This is a genomic window from Acidovorax benzenivorans, assembly GCF_028680575.1.
GTDB classification, from domain to species: Bacteria; Pseudomonadota; Gammaproteobacteria; order Burkholderiales; family Burkholderiaceae_C; genus Acidovorax; species Acidovorax benzenivorans.
Window position 1 is genome coordinate 297,521 of the sequence record NZ_JAPCKI010000002.1, and the last position, 26,045, is coordinate 323,565.

Below are 26,045 nucleotides of genomic sequence, written 5' to 3' on the forward strand. Positions count from 1 at the left end.
CGCAGCATGCAGAAACTGCGCAGTTCTTCGTAAAATCCTGCGTTATGAAAGCCTTTGACGCACTCGACAAGCTGGACCGCGCCATCTTGCGCCGTCTGCAAGACAACGGTCGCGAAACCTATGACGTCATCGGCGAGCAGGTAGGCCTGTCGCCCAGCGCCGTGCTGCGCCGCGTCAAGCGGCTGGAAGACAGCGGTGTGATCCATCGTTATGTGGCCCTGGTACAGCCCGAAGCGGTGGGGCTGGGTCTTACGGCGTACCTGAACGTGCGCCTAGAAAAACACACCGAAAGCCACAAACGCAACCCCATGGACCTGTTTCGCGCCAGCGTGCAGACCTGGCCCGAGGTGGTGGAGTGCGCATCGCTCACTGGCGAGATGGATTACCTGCTGCGCGTGGTGGTGGCAGACATGGCGCACTACAGCCGCTTCATCATGGACACGCTGCTCAAGCACCCCAGCGTGCAGGACTGCAAGACCAGCTTTGTGCTCGACCGGGTGAAGGCGACCACGGCCGTACCGGTGTAAATCAACCCCTGCCCGCCGCATCGCCCGGCGGAGGGCGCGCACGTCGCAGGGGTGACTCTCTAAGGTGTCTCCCCGCGCGGCGGATGTTGCTGTGAGGCGCGCCGCGCTATACGCTGTGGCCGGTGCAGAAGGGGCACGGCACGCGCGGTAGGGAATCCCACCCACAACGCCGTGTGTGAGGCCCATCCTGGGGGTGTTCAGTCAATAATTGCTATTAAAAAAATAGCTATTGAGGCATGTTTCACATGCGCTTGAGGTCGATTTCACTGTATTTTGAGTGGGATCACTATTTTGTTGCGGCGCAGCAATTTGGACTGGAAAAGATGAGGGAAAACCCTTATATTTGGCGACATGTTCGCAACCAAAGACTGGCTCAAGGCATCCTGGTACGCAGGTCGGGGCATGCTGCGCCCGGTAACCGGCGGCTCTTCTGCCTCTGACATCCACATCCACCAGCAGGAGACGCCCGTGATGGTTCCTATCCGCTCCCTGGGCCCCTCCTACCGGGAGCGGATCACCCAGCACCTGCTGCAGCTGGAGCCTGCAGACCGCTACCTGCGGTTTGGCTATGCCGCCAACGACGAACAGATCCGCCGTTATGCCGAGCAGCTGAACTTCGAGCGCGACGATATCTTTGGCATCTACAACCGCCGCCTCGAACTCATCGCCATGGCCCACCTGGCGTTCTCGGACAACCCCGATCACAAGCCTTGCGCAGAGTTTGGTGTGTCCGTGCTCAAGCAGGCGCGGGGCCGTGGTTTTGGCGCGCGCCTGTTCGAGCGTGCCGTGATGCATGCGCGCAATGAGGGCGTGAACATGGTGTTCATCCATGCGCTGTCCGAAAACACCGCCATGCTCAAGATTGCCCGCAACGCTGGCGCCACCGTGCACCGCGATGGGTCCGAGTCCGAAGCCTATCTGCAGATCCCGCCCGCCAGCCTCGACACGCGCATGACCGAGATGGTCGAGCAGCAGTTCGCCGAGGTGGACTACCAGCTCAAGAAGCAGGCCAAGCAGTTCTGGGACTTTCTGGCCAACGTGCAGGAAGTGCGCAGCGGCGTGCAACACGCGCGCCACCAGTCGGCCGAGTGAAACACCGAAGCCACGCAGCCGGGTCGCGACTGCGGCGGTGTTAGCTTGTCACGGCAATCCGCTATCCTAGGGGTCTGATTCACTACCGCACGTCGTGCACTCCAGTGTCTGACCCGCACCCCGCGCACCCTGGGCGACCGCCCGAGAGGGAAGACAAGCGCAGCTTCCTGCAGAAAGTGGCCGAGTTCATTCACCCTGGGCCGGATTCCACGGAAGAACTCATCGAGACGCTGGCCGAGGCCGAGGACAACGAGGTCATCGGCGCCGATGCGCGCGTGATGCTGGAGCGCGTCATCCGCATGGCCGACATGACGGCGGGCGATGTGATGGTGGCCGCCCCGCGCATGGACCTCGTCGACATCGACGCGCCTTTTGACGAGCTGCTGCGCCTGGTGATTAGCACCGCGCATTCGCGGTTCCCGGTGTACCAGGGCGAGCGCGAAAACATCATCGGCATCCTGATGGCCAAGGACCTGCTCAAGCTGCAGCGGGCGCCCGAGCTGAATATCCGCACGCTGCTGCGTCCAGCGGCGTTTGTGCCCGAAAGCAAGGGGCTGAACGACCTGCTGCGCGAGTTTCGCGGCAACCGCAACCATCTGGCCATCGTGATCGACGAGTTTGGCCGCATGGCCGGGCTCATCACCATCGAGGACGTTCTGGAGCAGATCGTCGGCGAGATCGAGGACGAGTTCGACATTCCCGAAGACGATGGCGACATCTTTGGCCTGGCCGACCGCACCTACCGCGTGAGCGGCGACACCTCCATCGAGCGTGTGGCCGAGGCCTTTGAGGTAGCGATTGCGGGCAGCGATCCGGGCACACATTTCGACACCATTGGCGGCCTGATTGCCCATGAGATGGGCCATGTGCCCAAGCGCGGTGAGCACCTGCAGCTCAGTGGCCTGCATTTTGTGGTGCTGCACACCAAGGGCGGGGCGGTGCGCTGGTTCAAGGTGTCCAGGGTCGAAGCCACCCACCCCGGCGGCTGATGTCGCGGCGCTCTCAGATGGCGGGCGGGCCGCTGCTGCCGCAACTGCTGCTGGCGCTGGCGGCGGGCCTGCTCCAGGCGGCCTCGCTGGCCTGGCCGGGTAGCGGCCAACCTCTGTGGTGGCTGCAACTGGCATCCATGGCTGCATTGGCCTGGCTGGTGCGGCCCGCAGGTGCCGCATCCCGGCGCATCGCGGTGCCTTGGCGGCGCGGTGCGCTCGTCGGTGGGGTGTTTGCCACCGCCTGGCTCGCGGGCACCTTCTGGTGGCTGTTTATTTCCATGCATTCCTACGGCGGCCTGCCCGCGCCTCTGGCCGTGGCGGCGGTGTTGGGGCTCGCCGCCTTTCTGGCCAGCTATTACGCAGCGGCCTTGGCCTTGTTTTGCCGGTATGCGCCCGTCCATCGTGCGGGAAATGCTATCCTTTTCGGAGCGCTGTGGCTGCTGGCCGAATTGGCGCGTGGCGTCTGGTGGACAGGGTTCCCATGGGGCGCTGGCGGTTACGCGCATGTGGATGGCCCCCTGGCCGTGCTGGCCCGCCACATGGGGGTGTACGGCATCAGCGCGGTGGCCGCTGTGTCGGCGATGGGCTTGGTGCAGGTGCGTGCCACGGACCTGCGCAATGTGCGCTGGTGGGCGCTGCTGTTGGTGGCGGGCGGCCTGCTGGCCTGGGCCACGGTGGACCGGCTGTGTGCGGTCAACCTTTGCCACACCCCGGCCCGGCGCGCAGCGCCCGCCCTGAGTCTGGAACTGCTGCAGGGCAATATCCCCCAAGACGAAAAGTTCCAGTCCGGCAGCGGTGTGCCCGTAGCTCTGCAGTGGTATGCCGAGGCCCTGCGCAACGCCCAGGCCGACCTGGTGGTGGCGCCCGAGACCGCTATCCCGCTGCTGCCGCAGCAACTCATCCCGGGCTATCTGGAGGGTATCCAGCAACGCTATGCACAAGGCCCCCAGGCTGCCATGGTGGGCATTCCTTTGGGCGATGAAGCGCAGGGCTACACCAACTCGGTGCTGGGCATGAGCGCAGCCACCCAGGCTGTGCCCTACCGCTACGACAAGCACCACCTCGTGCCGTTTGGGGAGTTCATCCCGCCGTTTTTCAAGTGGTTCACGGCCATGATGAACATCCCGCTGGGCGACTTCAACCGGGGTACGGTGGGCCAGGCGTCGTTTGCCGTGGCGGGGCAGCGCATCGCGCCCAACATCTGCTACGAAGACCTGTTTGGCGAGGAGCTGGGCGCACGGTTCATCGACCCGGCCCGGGCGCCCACGGTGTTCGTCAACTTCAGCAACATCGGCTGGTTTGGCGACACCCTGGCCATCGACCAGCATCTGCACATCAGCCGCATGCGTGCGCTGGAGTTCGAGCGCCCCATGGTGCGCGCTACCAACACCGGCGCCACGGTCATCATCGACCACCGGGGCGTGGTCACGCACCAGTTGGCCCGCTATACACGCGGGGTGCTCAAAGGCGAAGTGCAGGGCCGGGGGATGGACGCACAAAGTGGCTGGGCCATCACGCCCTATGCGTGGTGGGTGTCGCGCTGGGGGCTGTGGCCGTTGTGGGTCTTGGGGGCTTTGGCGCTGGTGGGTGCCATGGTCGCCGCCAGGGGCCGAAGGGCGCGTGGCGATTGATCCAGGTCAGGCATTGCGCCCGGCGGCGCAGGGGGCTGGGCAACCCCGTGTTTAGAGTCGGCTCCCTATGCCTTGATAATAGAGGCCCGCAACCGGGGGCTGGTGTTGCGTAAAACGATGATTTGAGGCGGGCCATCCGCCGTTCTGGAGCACGACTGAAAATGGCAGATTCCTTTTCCTACGAACAACTGATCGCCTCGGGCGAAGGCCGGCTGTTCGGCGCTGACAGCGGGCGACTGCCGCTGCCACCCATGCTGATGTTTGACCGCATCACGCACATCGACAGCGATGGTGGCGCGCACGGGCTGGGAAAGATCCGTGCCGAGCTCGATATCAAACCCGACCTGTGGTTCTTTGCCTGCCACTTCCAGGGCGACCCGGTCATGCCCGGCTGCCTGGGGCTGGACGCCATGTGGCAGCTCATCGGTTTTTACCTGACCTGGCTGCAACTGCCCGGCCGGGGCCGCGCTTTGGGCGCGGGCGAGGTCAAGTTCACTGGTGAAGTGGGCCCCGATGTGAAGCTGGTCACCTACGAAATCGACATCAAGCGCGTCATCAAGCGCAAGCTCGTCATGGCCATTGGCGACGCTCGCCTGCTGGCCGACGGCAAGGAAATTTATGTGGCCAACGACCTGCGCGTGGGTCTGTTCAAGCGCGAGGAAGACGGTAAGGACGCAGCATGACCACCAAGAAGCGCGTAGTCATCACCGGCGCGGGCATCGTCTCGTGCATTGGTAACGACCTGGTCACCGTGGAAGCCTCGCTGCGCGCGGGCAAAAGCGGCATCAAGGCCGTGGAAAAGTTCAAGGAACTGGGCCTGCGCAGCCAGGTGGGCGGCGCCCCCGAGATCGATATCGAAGCGCGCATTGACCGCAAGCAGTTGCGCTTTATGGGCGATGCGGCGGCCTATGCGCAGATCGCCTTGGAAGACGCGATCAAACAAGCGGGTCTGACGCCCGAGCAGGTCAGCCACCCGCGCACCGGCCTCATCATGGGCTCGGGCGGAGGTTCGCCCGCCAACCAGATCGAAGCGGCCGACACGCTGCGCGAAAAGGGCATCCGCCGCGTGGGGCCGTACCAGGTCACACGCTGCATGAGCTCCACCGTCTCCGCCTGCCTGGCCACCAACTTCAAGGTCAAGGGCATCAACTACTCCATCACCTCGGCCTGTTCCACGTCGGCGCACTGCATCGGCGCGGCAGCCCAGCAGATCGCCTGGGGCGTGCAGGACGTGATGTTTGCCGGCGGCGGCGAAGAGCTGTCCTGGGGCATGTCGCTACTGTTTGACGGCATGGGCGCCATGTCTAGCAAGTACAACGACACGCCCGAGAAAGCCTCGCGCGCTTACGACGCCAACCGCGATGGTTTTGTGATCGCTGGCGGCGGCGGTGCCGTGGTGCTGGAAAGCCTGGAGCATGCCCAGGCCCGTGGCGCCACCATCCTGGCCGAAGTGGTGGGCTTTGGCGCCACCAGCGACGGCGAAGACATGGTGGCTCCGTCGGGCGACGGCGCCATTGCCTGCATGCAGCAGGCCATGGAAGGGCTGAACGCCCCCATCGACTACATCAACACCCACGGCACTTCGACCCCCGTGGGCGACATGCAGGAAGTGCGCGCCATGCGCGCCCTGTTTGGCGACAAGGTGCCTCCGTTCTCGTCCACCAAGTCGCTCACCGGCCACTCACTGGGTGCCACGGGGGTGCAAGAGGCGATCTACTGCATGCTCATGCTGAACAAAGGCTTCATCGCAGGCTCGGCCAATGTCGACACGCCCGACCCGGCTCTGGGCGACATGCCCCTGGTCACCCAGACGCGCGACGCGCAACTGACCACGGTGCTGTCCAATAGCTTCGGCTTTGGCGGCACCAACGCCAGTCTGGTGCTGCGCCGCTGGAGCCACTGACCGCTGTCTGCCCACTGCAACGGCCTGCCTGTCCTGGACATGCAGGCCGTTTTTCATGGTCTGTACCGCGCCATCAGCGCCTCGCGGGCCTGGGGTTGGGCTGTAGGGCCTCGTGCAGCAAGGCGGGCAGCATGGCCAGCATGCGCGTGGCCTGCAGGCCCGGCGGAAAGGCCCGCGCGTGGTAGCTGTAGAGCGACATGGGAGCCAGTTCGTGCAGCTCCTGCGCCACCATCTGCGCAGGGTCCAGCCCCTTGGCGGTGAGAAAGTCCACCACCGTCCAGCCCATGCCCCGGCGCACCAGCTCCAGCGCCAGACGCGATGTCTGCACCTGGATGCCGGGCCCGGCAGGGGAGCCCAGCCGTTGCGCGATTTCGTCAATCGCCTGGCGCATGGGGTCGTCGCCCACCAGGCGGATCACCGGCACCTGCGCCAGCCGCGCACCGGGGCTGGCGGCACGGGGCGCACGTGCCCACACGCTGGTTGCCACCGCCAGGTACAGGCGACCGCTGACCAGCAAGTCGCTCGCAATTTGCGGATGAGGGTGTTTGTAGAAACCCAGGCAAAAGTCCACGCTGCGTGTGAGCAGTGCCTGCGTCATCTGGTCCTGGTGGATGGTGCGCACCTCCACCCCCACCTGCGGATGCTGCTCGGCATGGTGCTGCAGCAGGCGCGGTAGAAACTCATGCGTGATGGATGGTATGGCGGCCAGCCGCACGTCGCCCGAGTCACTGGTGGCCAGGTTGCGCGCGGTGCGTTTGAGCGCATCCAGTTGCCGGTAGATGCCGGTGGATTCGGCTGCCAGCACCTGGGCCTCGGGCGTAGGGGTCAGGCCTGCGGGCGAGCGGTTGAACAGCCGGTAGCCCAACTGCAGTTCGGTGTGCGCCACGGCCTTGCTGATCGCCGAAGGGGTGATGCACAGCAGGCGCGCTGCAGCGCTCATGTTGCCGGTTTGCAGCACGGCCTGAAAAACTTCCAGTTGCCTCAGGTTCATTGCGGTGTTGTCTCGCGGTGCTGGCCGGTAGGTCCCTCAGCGACTGCCAAACGGCAGTCCAGGGGTGTGAGTTGAATTCATAGGATAGGGCTAATTATTCCGCATCACTGTGTTCTGGTTTCTCATAGGATGCGGCACCGCTTCATCGGCGGTTTTGCACAAAGCGGCGCAACGCGCGCTGCCACTCAAAAAAATCAGGAGACACCCTCATGCGCATTTCTTCCTCCCCCATCGCCAGCCGCTGGCTCGCGGGTTTGCTGCTGTCGGCCGCGTCCGCCGTGGCCATGGCCCAGGCAGCCCAGCCCCATGTGGTGGTGTTGGCCACGGGCGGCACCATTGCGGGTGCAGGCGCCTCGGCCGCTAACAGTGCTACCTACGCCGCCGCCAAGGTGCCAGTGGACAAGCTGCTGGCAGGCTTGCCAGAGCTGGCCAACGTGGCCAAGGTGTCGGGTGAGCAGGTGTTCCAGATCGCCTCGGAGAGCTTCACCAACGAGCACCTGCTGCGCCTCGGCCAGCGCGTCTCGGCCCTGGCCAAGCAGGCTGATGTGGACGGCATCGTTATCACCCACGGCACGGACACGCTGGAAGAAACCGCGTATTTCCTGAACCTCACGGTGCGCACCAACAAGCCCATCGTGGTGGTGGGCTCCATGCGCCCTGGCACGGCCCTGTCGGCCGACGGCACGTTGAATTTGTACGACGCCGTGAGCGTGGCTGCCAGCAAGGACGCTGCGGGCAAGGGTGTGCTCGTCACCATGAACGACGAAATCCAGAGCGGCCGCGATGTGAGCAAAACCATCAACATCAAGACCGAAGCCTTCAAGAGCCAATGGGGCCCGCTGGGCATGGTGGTGGAAGGCAAGAACTACTGGTTCCGTGCCCCCGTCAAGCGCCACACTGCGCAGTCTGAATTCAACATCGACGACATCAAGGCCCTGCCCGCCGTGGACATCGTGTACGGCTACGGCAACATGAACACCACTGGCATCGAGGCCTATGGCAAGGCAGGCGTGAAGGCGCTGATCCACGCAGGCACGGGCAATGGTTCGGTGGCGGCCCAGGCCGTGGAATCGCTCAAAACCCTGCGTGGCCAGGGCGTCCAGATCATCCGCTCGGCCCGCGTGCCCGATGGTTTTGTGCTGCGTAATGCCGAGCAGCCCGACGACAAGTACGACTGGGTGGTGGCCCACGACCTGCGCCCCCAAAAGGCCCGCATCCTGGCCATGGTGGCCCTCACCAAGACCAACGACAGCAAGGAACTGCAGCGCATTTTCTGGGAGTATTGATCTCCCCCTGAGTCGCTGCGCGCCCTCCCCCCGAGGGGGACGCACCCGGTGGCCTGGCAGAGCCAGATCCACGGGTGCACTGGTGGGCGAGGCGCCCTGTGGATGCATGCCGGATGCGACACGCGCGATGAATACCTGATTCGAGACTTGGCGCACAACAGGTGCGCCGACGGGCTGCCCGCAAAGGTGGTCACCGGTACGCACCGGCTTATAGCTCGCGTGACTGGTTGGGAAGGCTGGGGCTCCAAAAGGGCTTCGGCCTTTTTTCATGGGCGCAGCCGCAGTTGCTGGGTTGCGCTGCAGCACCTGCGGCTGCGCGCCGTAAAATCACCGGTTTGCGCGCGCGATGCCCGTCCTTGTTACCTTGTGAGGCGGCGGGCCTTGGGTTTGCTCACGCACCGCGTTTTCTTCTTTTCCCCTTACTTGCCCGGCCCTGGCTTGCCAGTGCCTCAGCCACAGACGCCATGTTGACATTCCAGCAAATCATTTTGAAGCTGCAGTCCTACTGGGACGCGCAGGGTTGCGCTCTTTTGCAACCCTATGACATGGAAGTGGGCGCTGGCACCTCGCACACCGCCACCTTTCTGCGCGCCATCGGCCCTGAGCCGTGGAAGGCCGCCTACGTGCAGCCCAGCCGCCGCCCCAAGGACGGCCGCTACGGCGAGAACCCCAACCGCCTGCAGCACTACTACCAGTACCAGGTGGTCCTGAAGCCCGCACCGGCCAACATCCTGGAGCTGTACCTGGGCTCGCTCGAAGCTCTGGGCTTTGACCTGAAGAAGAACGACATCCGCTTTGTCGAAGACGACTGGGAGAACCCCACCCTGGGCGCCTGGGGCCTGGGCTGGGAGGTGTGGCTCAACGGCATGGAAGTCACGCAGTTCACCTACTTCCAGCAAGTGGGCGGCATCGACTGCAAGCCTGCCACCGGCGAAATCACCTACGGCCTGGAGCGCCTGGCCATGTACCTGCAGGGCGTGGACAACGTCTACAACCTGAAGTGGACCGACACCCTGAGCTACGGCGACGTGTACAAGCAAAACGAGGTGGAGCAGTCCACCTACAACTTTGAGCACAGCGACGCCGACTTTTTGTTCACCGCCTTCAATGCGCACGAAAAGCAGGCCAAGTACCTGATGGAGCGGCAGCTGGCGCTGCCCGCCTATGAGCAAGTGCTCAAGGCCGCGCACAGCTTCAACCTGCTGGATGCGCGCGGCGCCATCAGCGTGACCGAGCGTGCTGCGTACATCGGCCGCATCCGCAACCTGGCCCGCGCCGTGGCGCAGAGCTACTACGAAAGCCGCGAACGCCTGGGCTTCCCCATGGCGCCGCGCGAATGGGTGGAACAGATGGTCAAAAAGGCAGCGTGAACGAGCGAAAGAACAAGAACATGACGACCCCAAACCTCCTCGTTGAACTGTTTGTCGAAGAATTGCCCCCCAAGGCGCTGCAGAAGCTGGGCGATGCCTTTGCCACTGTGCTGAGCGACCAGCTCAAGGCCCAGGGCCTGGCGACGGCCGCTTCGGTGGTCACACCCTTTGCCTCGCCCCGCCGCCTGGCAGCGCATGTGACGGCCGTGGCCGACAAGGCCGCCGACAAGGCCGTGCAGCAAAAGCTGATGCCTGTGACCGTGGGGCTCGACGCCAGCGGCAATGCCACGCCTGCGCTGCTGAAAAAGCTGCAGGCGCTGGGCGCCGATGTGTCTAACCCCGCAGCCGCTGTGGCCGCACTCAAGCGCGCACAGGACGGCAAGGCCGAAGCCCTGTTTTATGACAGCGTGGTGCCCGGTGCGACCTTGCAGGAGGGCTTGCAAAAGGCTTTGCTCGAAGCGCTCGCCAAGCTGCCCATCCCCAAGGTGATGAGCTACCAGCTCGAAACCGATTGCGAGCTGCCCGGCTGGACCAGCGTGAACTTTGTGCGCCCCGCACACGGCCTGGTGGCGCTGCATGGCGGCACCGTGGTGCCCGTCAAGGCGCTGGGCCTGACAGCTGGCAACAGTACCACCGGCCACCGTTTTGAAGCCGCCGTATCGCCCGTGGTGCTGCAGGACGCCGACAGCTACGCCGCTACCCTGAAGAAGGACGGCGCCGTGATCGCCAGCTTTGCCGAGCGCAAAGCCGAGATTGCGCGCCAGCTGACTGCGGCTGCTGCGAAGGTGGGCAACGGAGCCCGTCCCATTGAAGACGAAGCCTTGCTGGACGAAGTGACCGCGCTGGTCGAGCGCCCCAATGTCGTCATCTGCCAGTTTGAAGAGCAGTTCCTGGGCGTGCCGCAGGAATGCCTCATCCTCACGATGAAGGCCAACCAGAAATACTTCCCGCTGCTGGACGCCGCGGGCAAGCTCACCAACAAGTTTCTGGTGGTCAGCAACATCAGCCCCGAAGACACCAGCTTTGTGACCGGCGGCAACGAGCGCGTGGTGCGCCCCCGCCTGGCCGATGCCAAGTTCTTCTTTGACCAGGACCGCAAGAAGACCCTGGCCTCGCGTGTCGAGGGCCTGGGCAAGGTCGTGTATCACAACAAGCTGGGCACGCAGGGCGAGCGCGTGGAGCGCGTGCGCGCCATCGCCAAGGCCATCGCCACACAACTGGGCGACGCCGCTTTGATGGCCGATGCCGACCAAGCCGCTTTGCTGGCCAAGACCGACCTCGTGACCGACATGGTGGGCGAGTTCCCCGAGCTGCAGGGCATCATGGGCGGCTATTACGCGCTCAACGACGGCCTGGGCGAGACCGTGGCGCACGCCATCGAAGACCACTACAAGCCCCGCTTTGCGGGCGATGCGCTGCCGCGCAACACCGCTGGTGTGGTGGTGGCCCTGGCCGACAAACTGGAAACCCTGGTGGGCATGTTCGGCATCGGCAACCTGCCCACGGGCGACCGCGACCCGTTCGCGCTGCGCCGCCATGCGCTGGGCGTGATCCGCATGCTGGTCGAGAAGGACCTGTCGCTGGATTTGAACGCGCTGCTGGCTGGCGCTGTGCCCGCCTTTGGCGACAAGATCACCGACGCATCGGCCGCGTTGGCCGATTTCATTTACGACCGCCTCGCCGGCAGCCTGCGCGAGCAAGGCTACAGCGCCCAGGAAGTGGACGCCGTGCTGGCCCTGCGCCCGCAACGCCTGGCCTTGGTCGAGAAGCAATTGGCGGCAGTGCGCGCGTTTGCCGCCTTGCCCGAAAGTCCCGCCCTGGCAGCCGCCAACAAGCGCGTGGGCAATATCCTGAAAAAGGCCGAGGTCGAAGGCGCTGTGGACGCCCATGTGAATCCCGATCTGCTGCAGGAAAAGGCGGAGCAGGACCTGTACGCCGCGCTGCAACGCTTTGTCCCCGAGGCCAATGCCCAGTTCGACGCAGGCGACTACACCGCCAGCCTGCAGACCCTGGCCGTGCTGCGTGCCCCGGTGGATGCGTTCTTTGACGACGTGATGGTGAACGCCGAACAACTGGACCTGCGCCTGAACCGTCAGGGCCTGTTGAAGACGCTGCACGAAGCCATGAACCGTGTGGCCGATTTGTCCCGTCTGGCGGCCTGACCCCCGGTGCTGGTAGGCTGGTGGTTCTCACAAGGCAAACCCCTCCTATGAAACTCGCCATCCTCGACCGCGACGGCACCCTCAACCCGATGGGGGACGAATACATCACTTCGGCCGACGAGTGGACGGCGGTGCCCGGCGCGCTCGAAGCCATTGCCCGCCTCAACCATGCGGGCTGGCATGTGGTGGTGGCCACCAACCAGTCTGGACTGGGCCGGGGTCTGTTTGACGTGGTGGCGCTCAACGCCATCCACGCCAAGATGCACCGGCAGGTGGCAGCGGTGGGTGGGCGCATCGACGCGGTGTTTTATTGCCCCCATGCGGCCGACGAGGACTGCAGCTGCCGCAAGCCCGCGCCTGGGTTGCTGGAGCAGATTTGCGACCGCTATGGCGTGGAGCGCAACGAGGTCCGCGTGGTCGGCAGTTGCGAGGCCCACCTGCAGGCGGGCGCCGCCCTGGGGGCCCAGTTGCACCTGGTGTGTACCGGCCGGTCTGCCCCGTTGCGGCCGGGCGGGGCGCTGCCTGCGGGCGTGCCGCCTGGCACACAAGTGCACGCCAGCCTGGCCGATTTTGTGGACCAGTTGCTGCCGGTGATGCCAGGCCCCGCAGCCGCCGTGGCCGCAGCGCCTTTGCCGCTGTCGGGACATGGCATGGCGGCATCTTGATGCTATTTAATTGATAGCTGTTGGCGCATATCCCACTTGCGCTTGCGGCCAAAAAGACATTCCAATGGCTCTTCTCCGTTCTGTCATTCACCTTCTCTGGATGGGCATCACCGTGGTGCCCTACGCGCTGGCCATCATGCTGGGCACGCTGCTGGGCGTGCGCGGGGTGCCGCTGTACCGCATCGCGCGGGCCTGGCTGTCGCTGTGCATCAGCGGCGCTCGGGTGGTCCTGGGCATCCGCGCCGAGGTGACCGGCATGGAGAACCTGCCGCAGGGCGCCAACGAAGGCGCCATCCTGCTGGTCAAGCACCAATCCACGTACGAGACCTTTTTGATGCCGGTGATCATGCCGCACCCCCTGGCCTATGTGTTCAAGAAGGAGCTCCTGCACGTGCCCTTCTTCGGCTGGGCCATCGGGAGGCTGGACATGATCCACATCGACCGCAACCAGCGCACGCAGGCCTTCCACAAGGTGGTGCAGCAGGGCAAGGACCTGCTGGCCAAGGGCATCTGGATCATCATGTTCCCCGAGGGCACGCGCATTGAGCGCGGGCAGAAGGGCAACTACAAGACCGGCGGCACGCGACTGGCGATTGACACCGGAGCGCCGGTGATTCCGATTGCCGTGACCTCGGCCAAGGTGTGGCCGCGCAAGGCCTTCATCAAACGCCCAGGCGTGGTGGACGTGTCGATTGGCAAGCCCATCTCCAGCGTGGGGCGCCAGCCCGACGAGCTGATGCGCGAGGTGGAGGCCTGGATCGAGGCCGAGATGCGCCGCCTGGACCCGGATGCGTACCCGGCCCCCGAGGCCAAAGCAACAGCCCCTGGCGGGAAGTAAAGCCACCACTGTGATGCAGCGGCTTGTGCAGTTGGCGCTCGACCTGTTTGACCCACCGGGTGCGCCTGCAGCAGCCCCCAGCCCCGTGGTTGCGGGTTTGATGCCAAATCAGCCGCAGGCGCTAGTCAATCAAGCGCCAGTAGCTCCTAAAACTATAGTGATCCGCCCCGCAGCGCCAGCGGTGCCGCTGCCCTCGCTGTTGTCGCCCGCCGAGTTCCGCCACCCTCAAGCCAGCCGTGAGGTGCTGCTGGGCGATGCCGTCGTGGCCTATGCCCTGCAACGCGCGCGGCGCCGCAGCATCGGCTTTACCGTGGGGGCCGATGGCCTGTCGGTGCGGGCCCCCAGCTGGGTGACGCTGGGCGCAGTGGATGCCGCGCTGCGCGAGAAGTCCGACTGGATCCTGCGCAAGCTGTCCGAAGCGCGCGAGCGCCAGCAGCGCATGGAGGGGGGGCGCATTGTCTGGGCCCATGGCGCAGAGCTGCCCTATCTGGGCGAGCCGCTGAGGCTGGTACTGGACCCCAGCCACGGGTTTGCAGGCAAAGGTGGAGCGCTGGTGGCTGCGGTGGAGCCGGGCGGCTCTGCCACGCTCAGTCTGCACATCGGCTTGCCCCACAGCGCCAGCCCTGCACAGGTCCGCGACGCTGTGCAGGCCTGGCTCATGCGCGACGCGCGCCGCCACTTCATCGAACGGCTGGACCACTTTGCACCGCTGCTGGGTGTGCGCTGGGCCAGCCTGCGCCTGTCGAACGCCAACACCCGCTGGGGCAGCGCCAAGGCCGACGGCTCCATCCGCCTGAACTGGCGCCTGCTGCACTACCGCCCGGCCGTCATCGACTACGTGGTGGCGCACGAACTGGCCCACCTGCGCGTGATGGATCACAGCCCACGCTTTTGGGACACCGTGGCCACCGTGGTGCCTGATTACGCCCAGCTGCGCAGCCGCCTGCGCGATGAACCGGCGCCTGTATGGTGAATCCCCCCTGAGTCGCCTGCGGCGCCTTCCCCCCAAGGGGACGACGCCCTTGCTCGGCGTCTCTCGCCTAGGCCGCGTCCATTGAAACGTTGTGACGAAACCCCTGAAAGGACAGAACCCATGACAACTACGCTCCCTTCCGTTTCCCCCGCCCAAGGCTATGCAGGCGACGTCACGCCCCAGCAGGCCTGGCAGTGGGTACAGGCCGGGCAGGCCGTGCTGGTGGATGTGCGCAGCGATGCAGAACGCGAGTGGGTGGGGTACGTGCCCGGCGCTGCCGCCGTAGCCTGGAAACAATGGCCGGGAATGGCGATGAACGCCGACTTTGATGCCCAGATGCGCACCGCTGTGCCCGAGGGCGGGCGGGCCGTGCTGCTGTGCCGCAGCGGCGTGCGCTCCATCGCCGCCGCGCGCCGCGCCACCGAGCTGGGCATCACGGCGTACAACATCCTGGAAGGCTTCGAAGGCGATGCCGATGCGCAGGGCCAGCGCGGCAAGAAGGGCGGCTGGCGCTTTCATGGCCTGCCGTGGAAACAAGGCTGACGGCTTGCCCCCACGTTCCGCCGCTGCGCGGGTCACTGCCCGCCGGGGGGGGGGGCCATGCTGGGGCGTCTCGGCGATAAAAACAGCTATCAAAAAAAGAGCTGCTAGCGCTTGATAGACAAGCGCTAGCAGCTCTTTGGTCTTGAAGTGACGAGAACTTACTTGGCCAACGGGGGGATTCGGAGTTTCTGGCCGGGGTAGATCTTGTCGGGGTGGCTCAGCATGGGCTTGTTGGCCTCGAAGATCACGGGGTACTTGTTGGCGTCGCCATAGAACTTCTTGGCAATGGCGCTGAGCGTGTCGCCACGCACCACGTCGTGGTACTGGGCTTCGGGCTCGGGGTTGGTGACGTCCATCAGGTTCTCGACGCTGGTCACACTGGCCACGTTGCCGCAGCACAGGGTGATCTTTTCCTTGGCGGCCTGTGTGGGGGCGGTGCCCTTCACGGTGACTTTGCCTTCGGGGCCTTCAAAGGCCACCTGCACGTTGCTGGCGCCCAGGTTCTGGGCCGTGATGTAGGTCTCGATGGCCTTGGATGCCTTGGCGTTGAGTTCATCCTGTGTGGGGGCGGCTGCCGTGGCGGCCTGTGCCTCTTTGCCGCCGAACAACTTTTCGCCGGCTTCCTTGATGAAACTGAAAAGACCCATGTCGTACCTCCTAATGTTGCAGAAACAGGAAGGACCACTGTAGCGGCAATGGGCGGCTGCGGTGTGTCGGACAGGGGCTCGACACGATTTTTCACAATTCGTGGGCGGGGAGGGGGATGCGGCGGTGGGCTGTCGCCCTCGGGCGGGGTCGGATCGCAAAACTCGGGATAATCCGCCGCATGACTTTTCTGGCCATCGACGTCGGTAACACCCGTCTCAAATGGGCGTTGTACGACGCTCCCCACCACGGGGCTGCGCTCATTGCGCATGGCGCCGAGTTTCTGGACCACATCGATCGCCTGGCCGAAGGCAGCTGGGCATCACTACCCCACCCGCAGCGCATGCTGGGCTGTGTGGTGGCGGGCGATGCCGTCAAACGCCGTGTGCAGGAGCAGATGGAAATCTGGGACGTCACCCCGTCGTGGGTGGTGTCGTCGGCGCAAGAGGCGGGGTTGATCAACGGCTATGACCACCCCTCGCGCCTGGGCTCGGACCGTTGGGTGGCCATGATCGGTGCACGCCACCATGTGCTGGCGCGTGGCCCCGCGCGGCCCCTGGTGGTCGTGATGGTGGGCACGGCGGTGACCGTGGAATGCATCGACACCGAAGGCCGTTTCATGGGCGGCCTCATCCTGCCCGGCCACGGCATCATGCTGCGTGCGCTCGAATCCGGCACCGCCGGCCTGCACGTGCCCACGGGCGAGGTGCGCCCCTTCCCCACCAACACCAGCGACGCACTGACCAGCGGCGGCACCTATGCCATCGCAGGCGCCGTCGAGCGCATGTACCAGCACCTGCTGCAGCACTGCGGCCAGGAACCCGTCTGCATGATGACGGGCGGCGCAGGCTGGAAGATGGCGCCCAGCATGACGCGGCCGTTCGAGCTGGTGGACAACCTGATCTTTGATGGGCTGCTGGAGATAGCCGCGCAGCGGTTTGGGGGCTGAGGGCGGCGGCTGCAGACTGCGGTGCGAGAGTTTTGCAGGGGGTATTCGCCCGCCAGAAACCGGAAACCGCTCCAGCCAACCTTTCACTGCGCGGTCTTTGGTGGGACTGCTTTCGTCACAGATGGTTGAAACGGTTGCTGCTCAAAACACCAGCGACCGCCGCGCAAGGGCCGCCCCGCCGCGCTGGCGGTGTCCCCCTTATTCCTCTTCCAGTTCAGCCCGCGCCATCTCCACATCCAGCCGCTCCATGGCATCCGTGGGTTCAGCGGCGGCGGCTTTTTCGTAGAGCGCGGTGGCTTCCTTCATCTTCTTGTCGCCCTCCAGCATGACGAGGGCATTGGCGTACTCAATCATCGCAATCGCCGATCCCGGGTTGAGCTTGAGGGCTTCCTGGAACAGCTTGAGGCCCGTGTCCTTCTTGGCGCCATAGGTCATGCCGCCAATCAGTGAGCCCACCTTGTCGATCACCTCGGCATGGAAGGCGCCCAGCGCAATGCGCGCATCAGCGTGTTTGGGCGACAGGGCGATGGCTTTCTCCAACGACTCCTTCACCTTGCCGCCCAACCCCTGCGCCAGCGCCTTGGCCACGCTGATGCCTTGGCTGTAGCGTCCCAGCGCATAGGCATGCCAGTACCAGGCGTTGGCGTTGTCGGGCTCTTTGGCGGCCTGGGCCTGCGCCCGTTCGGCCACCTGCATGAAAAGGTCCAGGCGCGCCTTTTCCTTCGGCTCCAGGTAGTTGGCATAGATGGAGGTGGCCTTGTTGGCCGCAGTGATGCCCGCGCCCCCGGCCGCCAGGCCTGCTGCCGCAGCTTTCTCAAAATCACCGTTGTGGAACAGTGCCCAGGCTTCCAGCGCGGCTGCGTCCTTGGGGCAGGGTTCGGCATCACCGCCATGCAGTCGTGCCCAATGCTTCTTGACGCTCGCAGCGTCGAACTGGTAGTCGCCGGCGTGGGGGAAGGGGGTCCATTTGGCCATGGTGTGTGTCTCCGGAAGTTCTTGTTGGTGGGTGTCTGTGGCGGGTGGGCTGTATCAGCCTGGCGCTGTGGCGTAGGCGCCGACCAGCTGCAGCAGGTGGGCCCGCTGGCCGCTTTCGAGGTAGGGCATGAGCAGGTTCAGCACGTGGTGGGCACCACGCAGCAGCGCGGCCTGGGCGCTTTCGGGCTCCAGCGCGCGGCGTGGGTCGCGCACGTACTCAAAACTGAGCCAGTAGGTCAGCACCACGACCATGCTGGTGGCGGTGGCCTCCAGCTCGCGCGAGTCGATGTGCAGCGCGTCAGCGCGCGCCATGCCGTCCAGTAAGGCGCGTACGGCGCGGGTCTTGTTCTTTAGGATGGCCTGGAAGTGGGTTTCCAGGCGCCGGTTCTTGGACAGCAGGTCGTTGAGATCGCGGTACAGAAAACGGTACTGCCAGATCAGCTCGAACAGCGAGTGCATGAAGAACCAGGCGTCCTCCACATTTCGCACGCCATCGGCGGCGGCCAGCAGTTCGGTGAGCGAGCTTTCGTAGCGATCAAACAGCGCGTTGATCAACTCGTCCTTGGCGGGGTAGTGGTAGTACAGGTTGCCAGGGCTGATGCGCAGCTCGGCCGAAATCAGGGTGGTGGAGACGTTGGGTTCGCCGAACCGGTTGAACAGGTCCAGCGTGACTTCCAGAATGCGTTCTGCGGTGCGGCGTGGCGCTTTCTTCACCATGTGTGCGGGCCCCTTCGCGTCGTTGTGTGTCGTTGTTGTGTTGTCTCTGATGGCTACTCTAACCCACGCGGTCATGCTGCAGTGCGACATGGATGTGGGGTGCGTATGCAGTACCTAGGCTGCTTGTAGCGCACTTCATGGGTTTCACCAAAAAAAGAAAAGCGGTCCAAACGCCGTGGCGCGTGGACCGCTTGGAGCGGGCTGAGTGCTTGCCAGCGGCAAGCCGTGATCAGCTGGCCGATGGCGTGCTGGTGGCTGCGTCGGCAGCGGCACGTGTTGCCGTTTTCTTGGCCGCAGCCTTCTTGGCGGGGGCCTTGGCTGCGGGCTTGGCGGCTGCCTTTGCAGGAGCCGCTTTCTTGGCCGCAGCCTTCTTGGCGGGGGCCTTGGCTGCGGGCTTGGCAGCAACTTTGGCGGGTGCGGCCTTGCTGCCCTTGGCCAGGGCGTCCACACGGGCGCTCAGGGCTTCCAGGTCGCGGGCCGAGGGCACGCCCAGCTTGGCCAGGGCCTTGGCCACGCGGTCTTCAAAGATGTTTTCGAGCTTGTCCCACTGGCCCTGGGCCTTGGAGCCGATGTCGCTGGCCATGGTGGTCACACGGCTGGTGGCTTCGGTGATCTTTTCTTCGGCCACGGCCTGGGTCTTGCGCTGGATGGTCAGGCCTTCCTTGACCAAGGCCTCAAACACCTTGCCGCCTTCTTCTTGCGCCTTGGAGAAGGCCCCCAGGCCAGCCAGCCAGATTTGTTGGGCGGAGTCCTTGACGGTGCTGGACAGTTGGGCGTTGCTCTTTTTCTTGTCGGCGCTGAGTTTCTGCAGTTTCTTGACCATGGGGCCTCCGTTGTGCGGTTGGTTGGATTTGCCGGGGCGGTTTGCCTCTGACGCATGGCCGCACTGTACGCCGCACGGCGCGCAAGGTGTAGGCGTGCGCTCCTAAAAATGTAGAGCGTGCCATCTAGCGGGGGCGTTCGCTGGCCGCCTAGTATCGGCGCGGGTTTCTGCTGAATCGGGGTGCGCAGGCCTTGCGCAAGAATGAAGCTATCTCAGAGGAGTTATCCATGCAGTATTTCGTTACGGGGGCAACGGGGTTCATTGGCAAGCGGCTGGTCAAGAAGCTGCTGGAGCGCAAGGGGGCGGTGGTGCATTTCCTGATCCGCAAGGAAAGTGCGGACAAGGTGGCCGACCTGCGCAGCTTCTGGGGTGTCGGGCCCACGCGTGCAGTCCCTGTGTTTGGCGATCTCACCGCGAAGAGGCTGGGCGTGGCGGCAGACGACGTGAAGAAGCTCAAAGGCCAGATCGACCATTTCCACCACCTGGCGGCGGTGTACGACCTCTCTGCTGATGAGGAAACTCAGGTGGCCGTGAACATCGAGGGCACGCGCAACACGGTGGACCTGGCCAAGGCGATTGATGCCGGGCATTTCCACCATGTCTCCTCCATCGCGGCTGCCGGCCTGTACGAAGGTGTGTTCCGCGAAGACATGTTCGAGGAGGCTGAGGGCCTGGACCATCCGTACTTCCAGACCAAACACGAGAGCGAAAAGATCGTGCGCCAGGACTGCAAGGTGCCCTGGACGGTGTACCGCCCGGCGATGGTGGTGGGCGACAGCACCACGGGGGAGATGGACAAGATCGACGGCCCCTATTACTTCTTCAAGCTCATCCAGCGCCTGCGTCAGCTGCTCCCACCCTGGATGCCCACTGTGGGCCTGGAAGGGGGGCGCGTCAACATCGTGCCGGTGGACTTTGTGGTCAACGCGCTCAACGTCATCAGCCACCAGAAGGACATCGGCAAGAAGTGCTTCCATCTGGTGGACCCGGTCGGCTACCGCGTGGGCGATGTGCTCGACATCTTCAGCCGCGCCGCGCATGCGCCGCGCATGAACCTATTCGTCAACGCCGCGCTGCTCGGCTTCATCCCCAAGAGCATCAAGAAAAGCCTGATGGCCCTGGCGCCCGTGCGCCGCGTGCGCAATGCCGTCATGAAGGACCTGGGCCTGCCCGAGGACATGCTCACTTTCGTGAACTATCCCACGCGCTTTGACTGCCGCGAAACGCTGGCGGCGCTCAAGGGCTCGGGCGTGTCGTGCCCGAATCTCAAGGATTACGCCTGGCGCTTGTGGGACTACTGGGAGCGCAATCTGGACCCCGAGCTGTTCATCGACCGCACCCTCAAGGGCACGGTGGCGGGCAAGGTGGTGCTGATCACTGGCGGATCGTCCGGCATTGGCCTGGCGGCAGCGCACAAGTTTGCCGAGGCTGGCGCCACCACCATCATCTGCGGGCGCGACCAGGACAAACTCGACGAGGCTTGTGCCGAGGGCAAGGCGAAAGGCTACAGCTTCGTCGCGTATTCAGCCGACATCGCCGACATGACCGACTGCGACCGCTTTGTGCAGTTGCTCATCGATAACCATGGCGGCGTGGATTTCCTCATCAATAACGCAGGCCGCTCCATCCGCCGCGCTATCGAGTCGAGCTACGACCGCTTTCACGACTATGAGCGCACCATGCAGCTCAACTACTTTGGTTGCCTGCGGGTGACCATGGGCTTTTTGCCTGGCATGGTGGAAAGACGCAAGGGCCATGTAGTCAACATCAGCTCCATTGGCGTGCTCACCAATGCACCGCGCTTTTCAGCCTATGTGGCCAGCAAGGCTGCGCTGGACGCATGGACGCGCTGCGCGTCCAGCGAATTTTCGGATCAGGGCATCACCTTCACCACGATCAACATGCCACTGGTGCGCACGCCCATGATCGCGCCCACCAAGATCTACAACAACGTGCCCACCCTGAGCCCAGAGGAGGCTGCGGACATGATTGCGCAGGCCTGCATCTTCAAGCCGGTGCGCATTGCTACGCGCCTGGGTATCACCGGCCAACTGCTGCACGCCTTGGTGCCGCGCGTGGCGCAGATCACCATGAACACCAGCTTTCGCATGTTCCCGGATTCCACCGCCGCCAAAGGCAGCAAGGACGCCAAACCACAGTTGTCGGCCGAGGCTGTGGCGCTGCAGCAGATGATGCGTGGTATCCACTTCTGACGACCGTCCGGCCCAGGCAGATGCCCATGCGTTGAACTCTGTTACCTAGTGACCGGGCAGGGTGGGATAATCGTAGGTTCTGCCGAGCTGGCATTTCACACAGCCCTCCCTATGATTCTGGTAACTGGCGGCGCGGGTTTCATTGGCGCCAACTTCGTTCTTGACTGGCTTGCTGCCTCCAGCGAGTCCGTGGTCAATCTCGACAAGCTCACCTACGCAGGCAACCTGCACAACCTGGACAGCGTGCAGGGCGATGCGCGCCATATCTTTGTGCAGGGTGATATCGGCGACACCGCGCTGGTAGCCCGCCTGCTGGCCGAGCACAAGCCCCGCGCCGTGGTCAATTTTGCGGCCGAGTCGCATGTGGACCGCTCCATCCACGGGCCGGAAGACTTCATCCAGACCAACATCGTGGGATCGTTCCGCCTGCTGGAGGCCGTGCGCGCCCACTGGAGCGCGCTGCCCGAGGGCGAGCGCGCGGCTTTCCGCTTCCTGCATGTGTCCACCGACGAGGTGTACGGATCGTTGGCCCCCACCGACCCGGCCTTCGCCGAGACCCGTGGTTTCGAGCCCAACAGCCCCTACAGCGCCAGCAAGGCTGCCAGCGACCACCTAGTGCGCGCCTGGCACCACACCTACGGGCTGCCGGTGCTCACCACCAACTGCAGCAACAACTACGGTCCCTATCACTTCCCCGAGAAGTTGATCCCGCTGATGATCGTGAACGCCCTGGCGGGCAAGAACCTGCCCGTGTATGGCGACGGCATGCAGGTGCGCGACTGGCTGTACGTGAAGGACCACTGCAGCGCCATCCGCCGCGTGCTGGAGGCCGGTGCGCCCGGCGAGACCTACAACGTGGGCGGCTGGAACGAGAAGCCCAACATCGAGATCGTGAACATGGTGTGTGCGCTGCTCGACGAGCTGCGCCCCCGTGCCGACGGCCAGAGCTACTGCGCCCAGATCACCTATGTGAAGGACCGCCCTGGCCACGACCGTCGATACGCCATCGACGCGCGCAAGATCGAGCGCGAACTGGGCTGGAAGCCTGCCGAAACCTTCGACACCGGGATCCGCAAGACGGTGCAGTGGTATCTGGACCATGCCGACTGGGTGGCCAGCGTGCAGACCGGTGCCTACCGCGACTGGGTGCAGACCCAGTACGCGCAGGAGGCATCGGCCGCTGCAGTCGCGGACGCCAGCGCATGAACATCCTGCTCTTTGGCAAGGGCGGCCAGGTCGGCTGGGAGCTGCAGCGCAGCCTCTCGGTGCTGGGCTCGGTGACCGCGCTGGATTTCGACAGTACCGAGCACTGCGGTGACTTTGCCAACCCGGCGGGTGTGGCCGAGACGGTGCGCGCCCTGCGCCCGGACGTGATCGTTAATGCTGCAGCTCACACCGCCGTAGACAAGGCCGAGGGCGAGGCCGACTTCGCCCGCACACTGAACGCCACCACCCCCGGCGCCATTGCGCAGGAGGCTGCGAAGCTGGGCGCTTGGCTGGTGCACTACAGCACGGACTATGTCTTTGATGGCAGCGGCAGCAGCCCCTGGATGGAGACCGATACGCCTGCACCGTTGAGCGTATACGGCCGCACCAAGCTCGAAGGCGAGCAGCTCATTGCCCAGTCGAGCGCAAAACACCTCATCCTGCGCACCAGCTGGGTCTATGCCGCACGCGGCGGCAACTTCGCCAAAACCATGCTGCGGCTGGCGCAAGAGCGTGAACGCCTGACGGTGATTGATGACCAATGGGGGGCGCCCACCGGCGCTGACCTGCTGGCGGATGTGACCGCCCACGCGCTGTGCCACCTGCAGCAGCGCCCGCAGGATGCCGGCCTATACCACTGCGTTGCCGGTGGGGAGACCAACTGGAATCAGTACGCAAAATACGTGCTGGCGCACGCTAAGCAAGCGCAACCTGCTATTGAAATCAAAGCAAAAGAAGTAGCGCCTGTGCCTACAAGCGCGTTCCCGACGCCTGCCGTGCGCCCCCACAATTCGCGCCTGAGCACCCACAAGCTGCAGTCCACTTTTGGCTTGCAGATGCCCCATTGGCAAAAGGGCGTGGCGCGCATGCTCACGGAAATTCTCTGAACGGACCCCAGACCATGACGCAACGCAAAGGCATCATCCTCGCCGGAGGATCTGGCACCCGGCTGCACCCGGCCACGCTGGCCATCAGCAAACAGCTGCTGCCGGTGTATGACAAGCCCATGATTTACTACCCGCTGAGCACACTGATGCTCGCGGGCATCCGTGACATCTTGGTCATCAGCACTCCGCAGGACACCCCGCGCTTCGAGCAGCTGCTGGGCGATGGCAGCCAGTGGGGGCTGAACCTGCAATATGCCGTGCAGCCCAGCCCGGACGGCCTGGCCCAGGCCTTCGTCATCGGTGAAGCATTCCTGGGCGGCGCGCCCAGTGCCCTGGTGTTGGGGGACAACATCTTCTACGGTCATGATTTCCATGAACTGCTCGGCAATGCGCAGCAGCGCACGGTGGGGGCCAGTGTGTTTGCCTATCATGTACAGGATCCGGAGCGATATGGCGTAGCTGAGTTCGATGCCAAGGGCAAGGTCCTGTCACTTGAAGAAAAGCCCGCCCAGCCCAAGAGCAGCTATGCCGTGACCGGCCTGTACTTCTATGACAGCCAGGTGGCGCAGATGGCCAAAAGCCTCAAGCCGTCGCCACGGGGTGAACTCGAAATCACCGACCTGAACCGCCTGTACCTGGACCAGGGCCAACTGAACGTCGAGATCATGGGCCGCGGCTACGCCTGGCTGGACACGGGCACGCACGAAAGCCTGCTGGAGGCCAGTCAGTTCATCGCCACGCTGGAGCACCGCCAGGGTCTGAAGATCGCGTGCCCGGAAGAAATCGCCTGGCGTGCCCAATGGATTGACAGCGCGCAGTTGGAGCGCTTGGCCAAGCCCCTGGCCAAGAATGGCTACGGCCAATACCTTCAGCGTCTGCTGAACGACAAGGTTTATTGATCTGCCATGCAAGCTATACGGCAATCCATCCCAGACGTGGTGCTGATCGAACCCAAGGTGTTCGGTGACAGCCGCGGATTTTTCTATGAGAGCTTCAACGAGAAGGCCTTTCGCGAGGCCACTGGCGTGCCGTGCGAGTTTGTCCAGGATAACCACAGCCGCAGCAGCCAAGGTGTGCTGCGCGGCCTGCATTACCAGCTGCCGCCCCGAGCGCAGGGCAAACTAGTGCGTGTGGTGCGGGGCGCCGTGTTCGACGTGGCCGTGGACATCCGCAAGGATTCCCCCACGTTTGGGCAGTGGGTAGGGGCATTGCTGACGGAAGACAACCACCGCCAATTGTGGGTGCCGCCAGGACTGGCCCATGGTTTTCTGGTGCTTTCGGAGTCGGCGGATTTTCTCTACAAGACCACCGACTACTACAGCCCCGAGTACGAGCGGTGCATCCGCTGGGACGATCCCAAGCTTGCGATCGCTTGGCCATCCCTGGATGTGGCCATTCAGCTGTCGGCCAAGGACCAGGCGGGGCGCTGGCTGGCCGAGGCGGACCTTTGATCCCCCTGGCGTCGCACGCGCCTGATGCGCTGGAGCCACAGGCCCCCCCGGCTGCACTGCGAGTAGCCCTATTGGGCGCGCGGGGCATTCCTGCGAGTTATGGGGGCTTCGAGACCTTTGCCGAGCAGCTGGCAACCCGCTTGGCCGCACGTGGGCACGAGGTCACGGTCTATGCAGAGTGCGGCGACCAGCCGGTGGCAGACACTGTGTACCAGGGCGTCCGGGTCCGGTCCCGGCGCCGACCCCGTTGGGGCGCGGCTTCGGTGCTGGCTTACGATTGCGCGTGCTTGTGGGATGCGCGCCGTGGGTACGACCTGGTCTACATGCTGGGCTACGGAGCGGCGTGGGCCTGCTGGTGGCCGCGCGTCTTCGGGGTGCCGGTCTGGATCAACGTGGATGGCCTGGAATGGGCCCGCAGCAAATGGGGTTGGGGCGCGCGCACCTATCTGCGCTGCATGGAATGGGTGGCGTCCAAGGTGGCTACCCGCCTCATTGCGGATGCCGAGGCCATAGCGCTGCGGTTCCGCCAGACATACCCCGGCGGTGCGCCGAGCAGTTTCATTGCCTATGGCGCGGAGCTGGTTCAGGCGGGTCAGGCAGATCCTTCGCTGCTGGCAGCATGGGGGCTGCAGGCCCATCGCTACATGCTGGTCGTGGCGCGGCCCGAGCCGGAGAACCACATCCTGGAGATCGTCCGGGGCCATGTGCTGCATGGTGGTGACTGGCCTCTGGTGGTGGTGGGCGACGTGTCGGGTGGCACGGCCTACCAGCAGCAACTGAAGGCGCTGGCCAGCGACCGGGTGCTTTTTGTGGGCGGCATCTACGACGCGGCGCAGCTCAACAGCCTGCGCGTACATGCCGCGTGCTACCTGCACGGGCACTCGGTGGGCGGCACCAACCCTTCGCTGCTGGAAGCGCTGGCCTGCGGCAACTGGGTGGTTGCGCATGACAACCCCTACAACCGCGAAGTGGCACGCGATGCGGCCGAGTATTTCAGCACCCCCCAGCAGCTGGCACAAAGCCTGGACCGAGTGGTGAGCGAGGGGGCGGCCTTGCGGCCCCTCCGTGCCCAGCGAGCACGCGACATCGTCGCGAAACACTACACGTGGGAGGGCATCACCGATGCTTATGAAGCCCTGATGCGCGCCGAGTGTCCGCCCCACCGTCCTGCCGGAGCGGCCACGCCGTGAGCGCCAGTGCCGACGTACC

Annotated in this window: 25 protein-coding genes; 20 read left to right on the forward strand and 5 right to left on the reverse strand. The window is 64.5% G+C overall.

Going from position 1 to position 26,045, the window contains the following annotated elements:
• Positions 1-44: 44 nt before the first annotated feature.
• From OIN59_RS04795 to fabB, 6 genes are all read left to right on the forward strand, one after another.
• Entirely contained in the window at positions 45-527 is a 483-nt protein-coding gene (locus OIN59_RS04795; protein WP_015012403.1) for an Lrp/AsnC family transcriptional regulator, read from the forward strand.
• 351 nt (positions 528-878) lie between these two features.
• Complete coding sequence (locus OIN59_RS04800) at positions 879-1,619, forward strand: GNAT family N-acetyltransferase (protein ID WP_274107638.1); 741 nt, start codon at positions 879-881, stop codon at positions 1,617-1,619.
• 104 nt (positions 1,620-1,723) lie between these two features.
• Positions 1,724-2,608 (forward strand): HlyC/CorC family transporter, encoded by an 885-nt coding sequence (locus OIN59_RS04805; protein WP_274107640.1) that lies wholly within the window; start codon positions 1,724-1,726, stop codon positions 2,606-2,608.
• The gene (lnt, locus tag OIN59_RS04810; RefSeq protein WP_274107642.1) at positions 2,608-4,239 is read left to right on the forward strand and encodes an apolipoprotein N-acyltransferase; all 1,632 of its coding nucleotides are present in this window, start codon (positions 2,608-2,610) and stop codon (positions 4,237-4,239) included. The genes OIN59_RS04805 and lnt overlap by 1 nt, the downstream gene beginning before the upstream one ends.
• A 161-nt stretch (positions 4,240-4,400) precedes the next feature.
• Positions 4,401-4,922, forward strand: coding sequence for a 3-hydroxyacyl-[acyl-carrier-protein] dehydratase FabA (fabA, locus tag OIN59_RS04815; protein WP_274107644.1), 522 nt, complete (start codon positions 4,401-4,403; stop codon positions 4,920-4,922).
• Positions 4,919-6,142, forward strand: a complete 1,224-nt coding sequence (gene fabB, locus OIN59_RS04820; protein ID WP_274107646.1) for a beta-ketoacyl-ACP synthase I — start codon at positions 4,919-4,921, stop codon at positions 6,140-6,142. Before fabA ends, fabB begins: the two co-directional genes overlap by 4 nt.
• 73 nt (positions 6,143-6,215) lie before the next feature.
• Here the strand turns inward: fabB and OIN59_RS04825 are convergent, their stop codons facing one another.
• Complete coding sequence (locus OIN59_RS04825) at positions 6,216-7,133, reverse strand: LysR family transcriptional regulator (RefSeq protein WP_274107648.1); 918 nt, start codon at positions 7,131-7,133, stop codon at positions 6,216-6,218.
• Between the two features lie 209 nt (positions 7,134-7,342).
• On the opposite strand from OIN59_RS04825, the gene OIN59_RS04830 reads away from it, so the two are divergent.
• From OIN59_RS04830 to OIN59_RS04860, 7 genes are all read left to right on the forward strand, one after another.
• Positions 7,343-8,419, forward strand: a complete 1,077-nt coding sequence (locus tag OIN59_RS04830) for a type II asparaginase (protein ID WP_274107650.1) — start codon at positions 7,343-7,345, stop codon at positions 8,417-8,419.
• Between the two features lie 464 nt (positions 8,420-8,883).
• On the forward strand, positions 8,884-9,789 hold the full coding sequence (gene glyQ / locus OIN59_RS04835; protein WP_274107652.1) for a glycine--tRNA ligase subunit alpha: 906 nt from the start codon (positions 8,884-8,886) through the stop codon (positions 9,787-9,789).
• 20 nt (positions 9,790-9,809) lie between these two features.
• Positions 9,810-11,951 carry a glycine--tRNA ligase subunit beta gene (glyS, locus tag OIN59_RS04840; RefSeq protein ID WP_274107654.1) on the forward strand — a complete coding sequence of 714 codons (2,142 nt, stop codon included), beginning with the start codon at positions 9,810-9,812 and terminating at the stop codon, positions 11,949-11,951.
• A gap of 47 nt (positions 11,952-11,998) precedes the next feature.
• On the forward strand, positions 11,999-12,616 hold the full coding sequence (gene gmhB, locus OIN59_RS04845) for a D-glycero-beta-D-manno-heptose 1,7-bisphosphate 7-phosphatase (protein ID WP_274107656.1): 618 nt from the start codon (positions 11,999-12,001) through the stop codon (positions 12,614-12,616).
• Between the two features lie 64 nt (positions 12,617-12,680).
• On the forward strand, positions 12,681-13,454 hold the full coding sequence (locus OIN59_RS04850) for a lysophospholipid acyltransferase family protein (protein ID WP_274107658.1): 774 nt from the start codon (positions 12,681-12,683) through the stop codon (positions 13,452-13,454).
• 13 nt (positions 13,455-13,467) lie between these two features.
• The gene (locus OIN59_RS04855; protein WP_274107660.1) at positions 13,468-14,427 is read left to right on the forward strand and encodes a M48 family metallopeptidase; all 960 of its coding nucleotides are present in this window, start codon (positions 13,468-13,470) and stop codon (positions 14,425-14,427) included.
• 120 nt (positions 14,428-14,547) lie between these two features.
• Positions 14,548-14,970, forward strand: a complete 423-nt coding sequence (locus OIN59_RS04860; protein WP_274107662.1) for a rhodanese-like domain-containing protein — start codon at positions 14,548-14,550, stop codon at positions 14,968-14,970.
• Between the two features lie 158 nt (positions 14,971-15,128).
• Here OIN59_RS04860 and lysM read toward each other — a convergent pair whose 3' ends face one another.
• Complete coding sequence (gene lysM, locus OIN59_RS04865) at positions 15,129-15,617, reverse strand: peptidoglycan-binding protein LysM (protein WP_274107664.1); 489 nt, start codon at positions 15,615-15,617, stop codon at positions 15,129-15,131.
• 179 nt (positions 15,618-15,796) lie between these two features.
• Here lysM and OIN59_RS04870 point away from each other — a divergent pair, with 179 nt between their 5' ends.
• Positions 15,797-16,564: a type III pantothenate kinase gene (locus tag OIN59_RS04870; protein WP_274107666.1), complete on the forward strand. Its 768-nt coding sequence runs from the start codon at positions 15,797-15,799 to the stop codon at positions 16,562-16,564.
• 198 nt (positions 16,565-16,762) lie between these two features.
• Here the strand turns inward: OIN59_RS04870 and OIN59_RS04875 are convergent, their stop codons facing one another.
• The 3 genes from OIN59_RS04875 to OIN59_RS04885 all read right to left on the reverse strand — a co-directional run bounded on the left by OIN59_RS04875 (position 16,763) and on the right by OIN59_RS04885 (position 19,079).
• Positions 16,763-17,539, reverse strand: coding sequence for a tetratricopeptide repeat protein (locus OIN59_RS04875; RefSeq protein WP_274107668.1), 777 nt, complete (start codon positions 17,537-17,539; stop codon positions 16,763-16,765).
• 54 nt (positions 17,540-17,593) lie between these two features.
• Entirely contained in the window at positions 17,594-18,256 is a 663-nt protein-coding gene (locus OIN59_RS04880; protein ID WP_274107670.1) for a TetR/AcrR family transcriptional regulator, read from the reverse strand.
• Positions 18,257-18,485: 229 nt separating this feature from the next.
• Positions 18,486-19,079, reverse strand: coding sequence for a phasin family protein (locus OIN59_RS04885; protein ID WP_274107672.1), 594 nt, complete (start codon positions 19,077-19,079; stop codon positions 18,486-18,488).
• A 227-nt stretch (positions 19,080-19,306) separates the two neighbouring features.
• On the opposite strand from OIN59_RS04885, the gene OIN59_RS04890 reads away from it, so the two are divergent.
• From OIN59_RS04890 to OIN59_RS04915, 6 genes are all read left to right on the forward strand, one after another.
• Positions 19,307-21,292 carry an SDR family oxidoreductase gene (locus tag OIN59_RS04890; RefSeq protein ID WP_274107674.1) on the forward strand — a complete coding sequence of 662 codons (1,986 nt, stop codon included), beginning with the start codon at positions 19,307-19,309 and terminating at the stop codon, positions 21,290-21,292.
• A 111-nt stretch (positions 21,293-21,403) separates the two neighbouring features.
• Complete coding sequence (rfbB, locus tag OIN59_RS04895) at positions 21,404-22,498, forward strand: dTDP-glucose 4,6-dehydratase (RefSeq protein WP_274107676.1); 1,095 nt, start codon at positions 21,404-21,406, stop codon at positions 22,496-22,498.
• A complete protein-coding gene (rfbD, locus tag OIN59_RS04900; RefSeq protein WP_274107678.1) occupies positions 22,495-23,385 on the forward strand; it encodes a dTDP-4-dehydrorhamnose reductase in 891 nt (296 codons plus the stop codon). Before rfbB ends, rfbD begins: the two co-directional genes overlap by 4 nt.
• Before the next feature lie 14 nt (positions 23,386-23,399).
• Positions 23,400-24,284, forward strand: coding sequence for a glucose-1-phosphate thymidylyltransferase RfbA (rfbA, locus tag OIN59_RS04905; protein ID WP_274107680.1), 885 nt, complete (start codon positions 23,400-23,402; stop codon positions 24,282-24,284).
• A gap of 6 nt (positions 24,285-24,290) precedes the next feature.
• Positions 24,291-24,836, forward strand: a complete 546-nt coding sequence (rfbC, locus tag OIN59_RS04910; protein WP_274107682.1) for a dTDP-4-dehydrorhamnose 3,5-epimerase — start codon at positions 24,291-24,293, stop codon at positions 24,834-24,836.
• Complete coding sequence (locus OIN59_RS04915; RefSeq protein ID WP_274107684.1) at positions 24,833-26,026, forward strand: DUF1972 domain-containing protein; 1,194 nt, start codon at positions 24,833-24,835, stop codon at positions 26,024-26,026. Before rfbC ends, OIN59_RS04915 begins: the two co-directional genes overlap by 4 nt.
• The last annotated feature ends 19 nt before the right edge of the window (positions 26,027-26,045 follow it).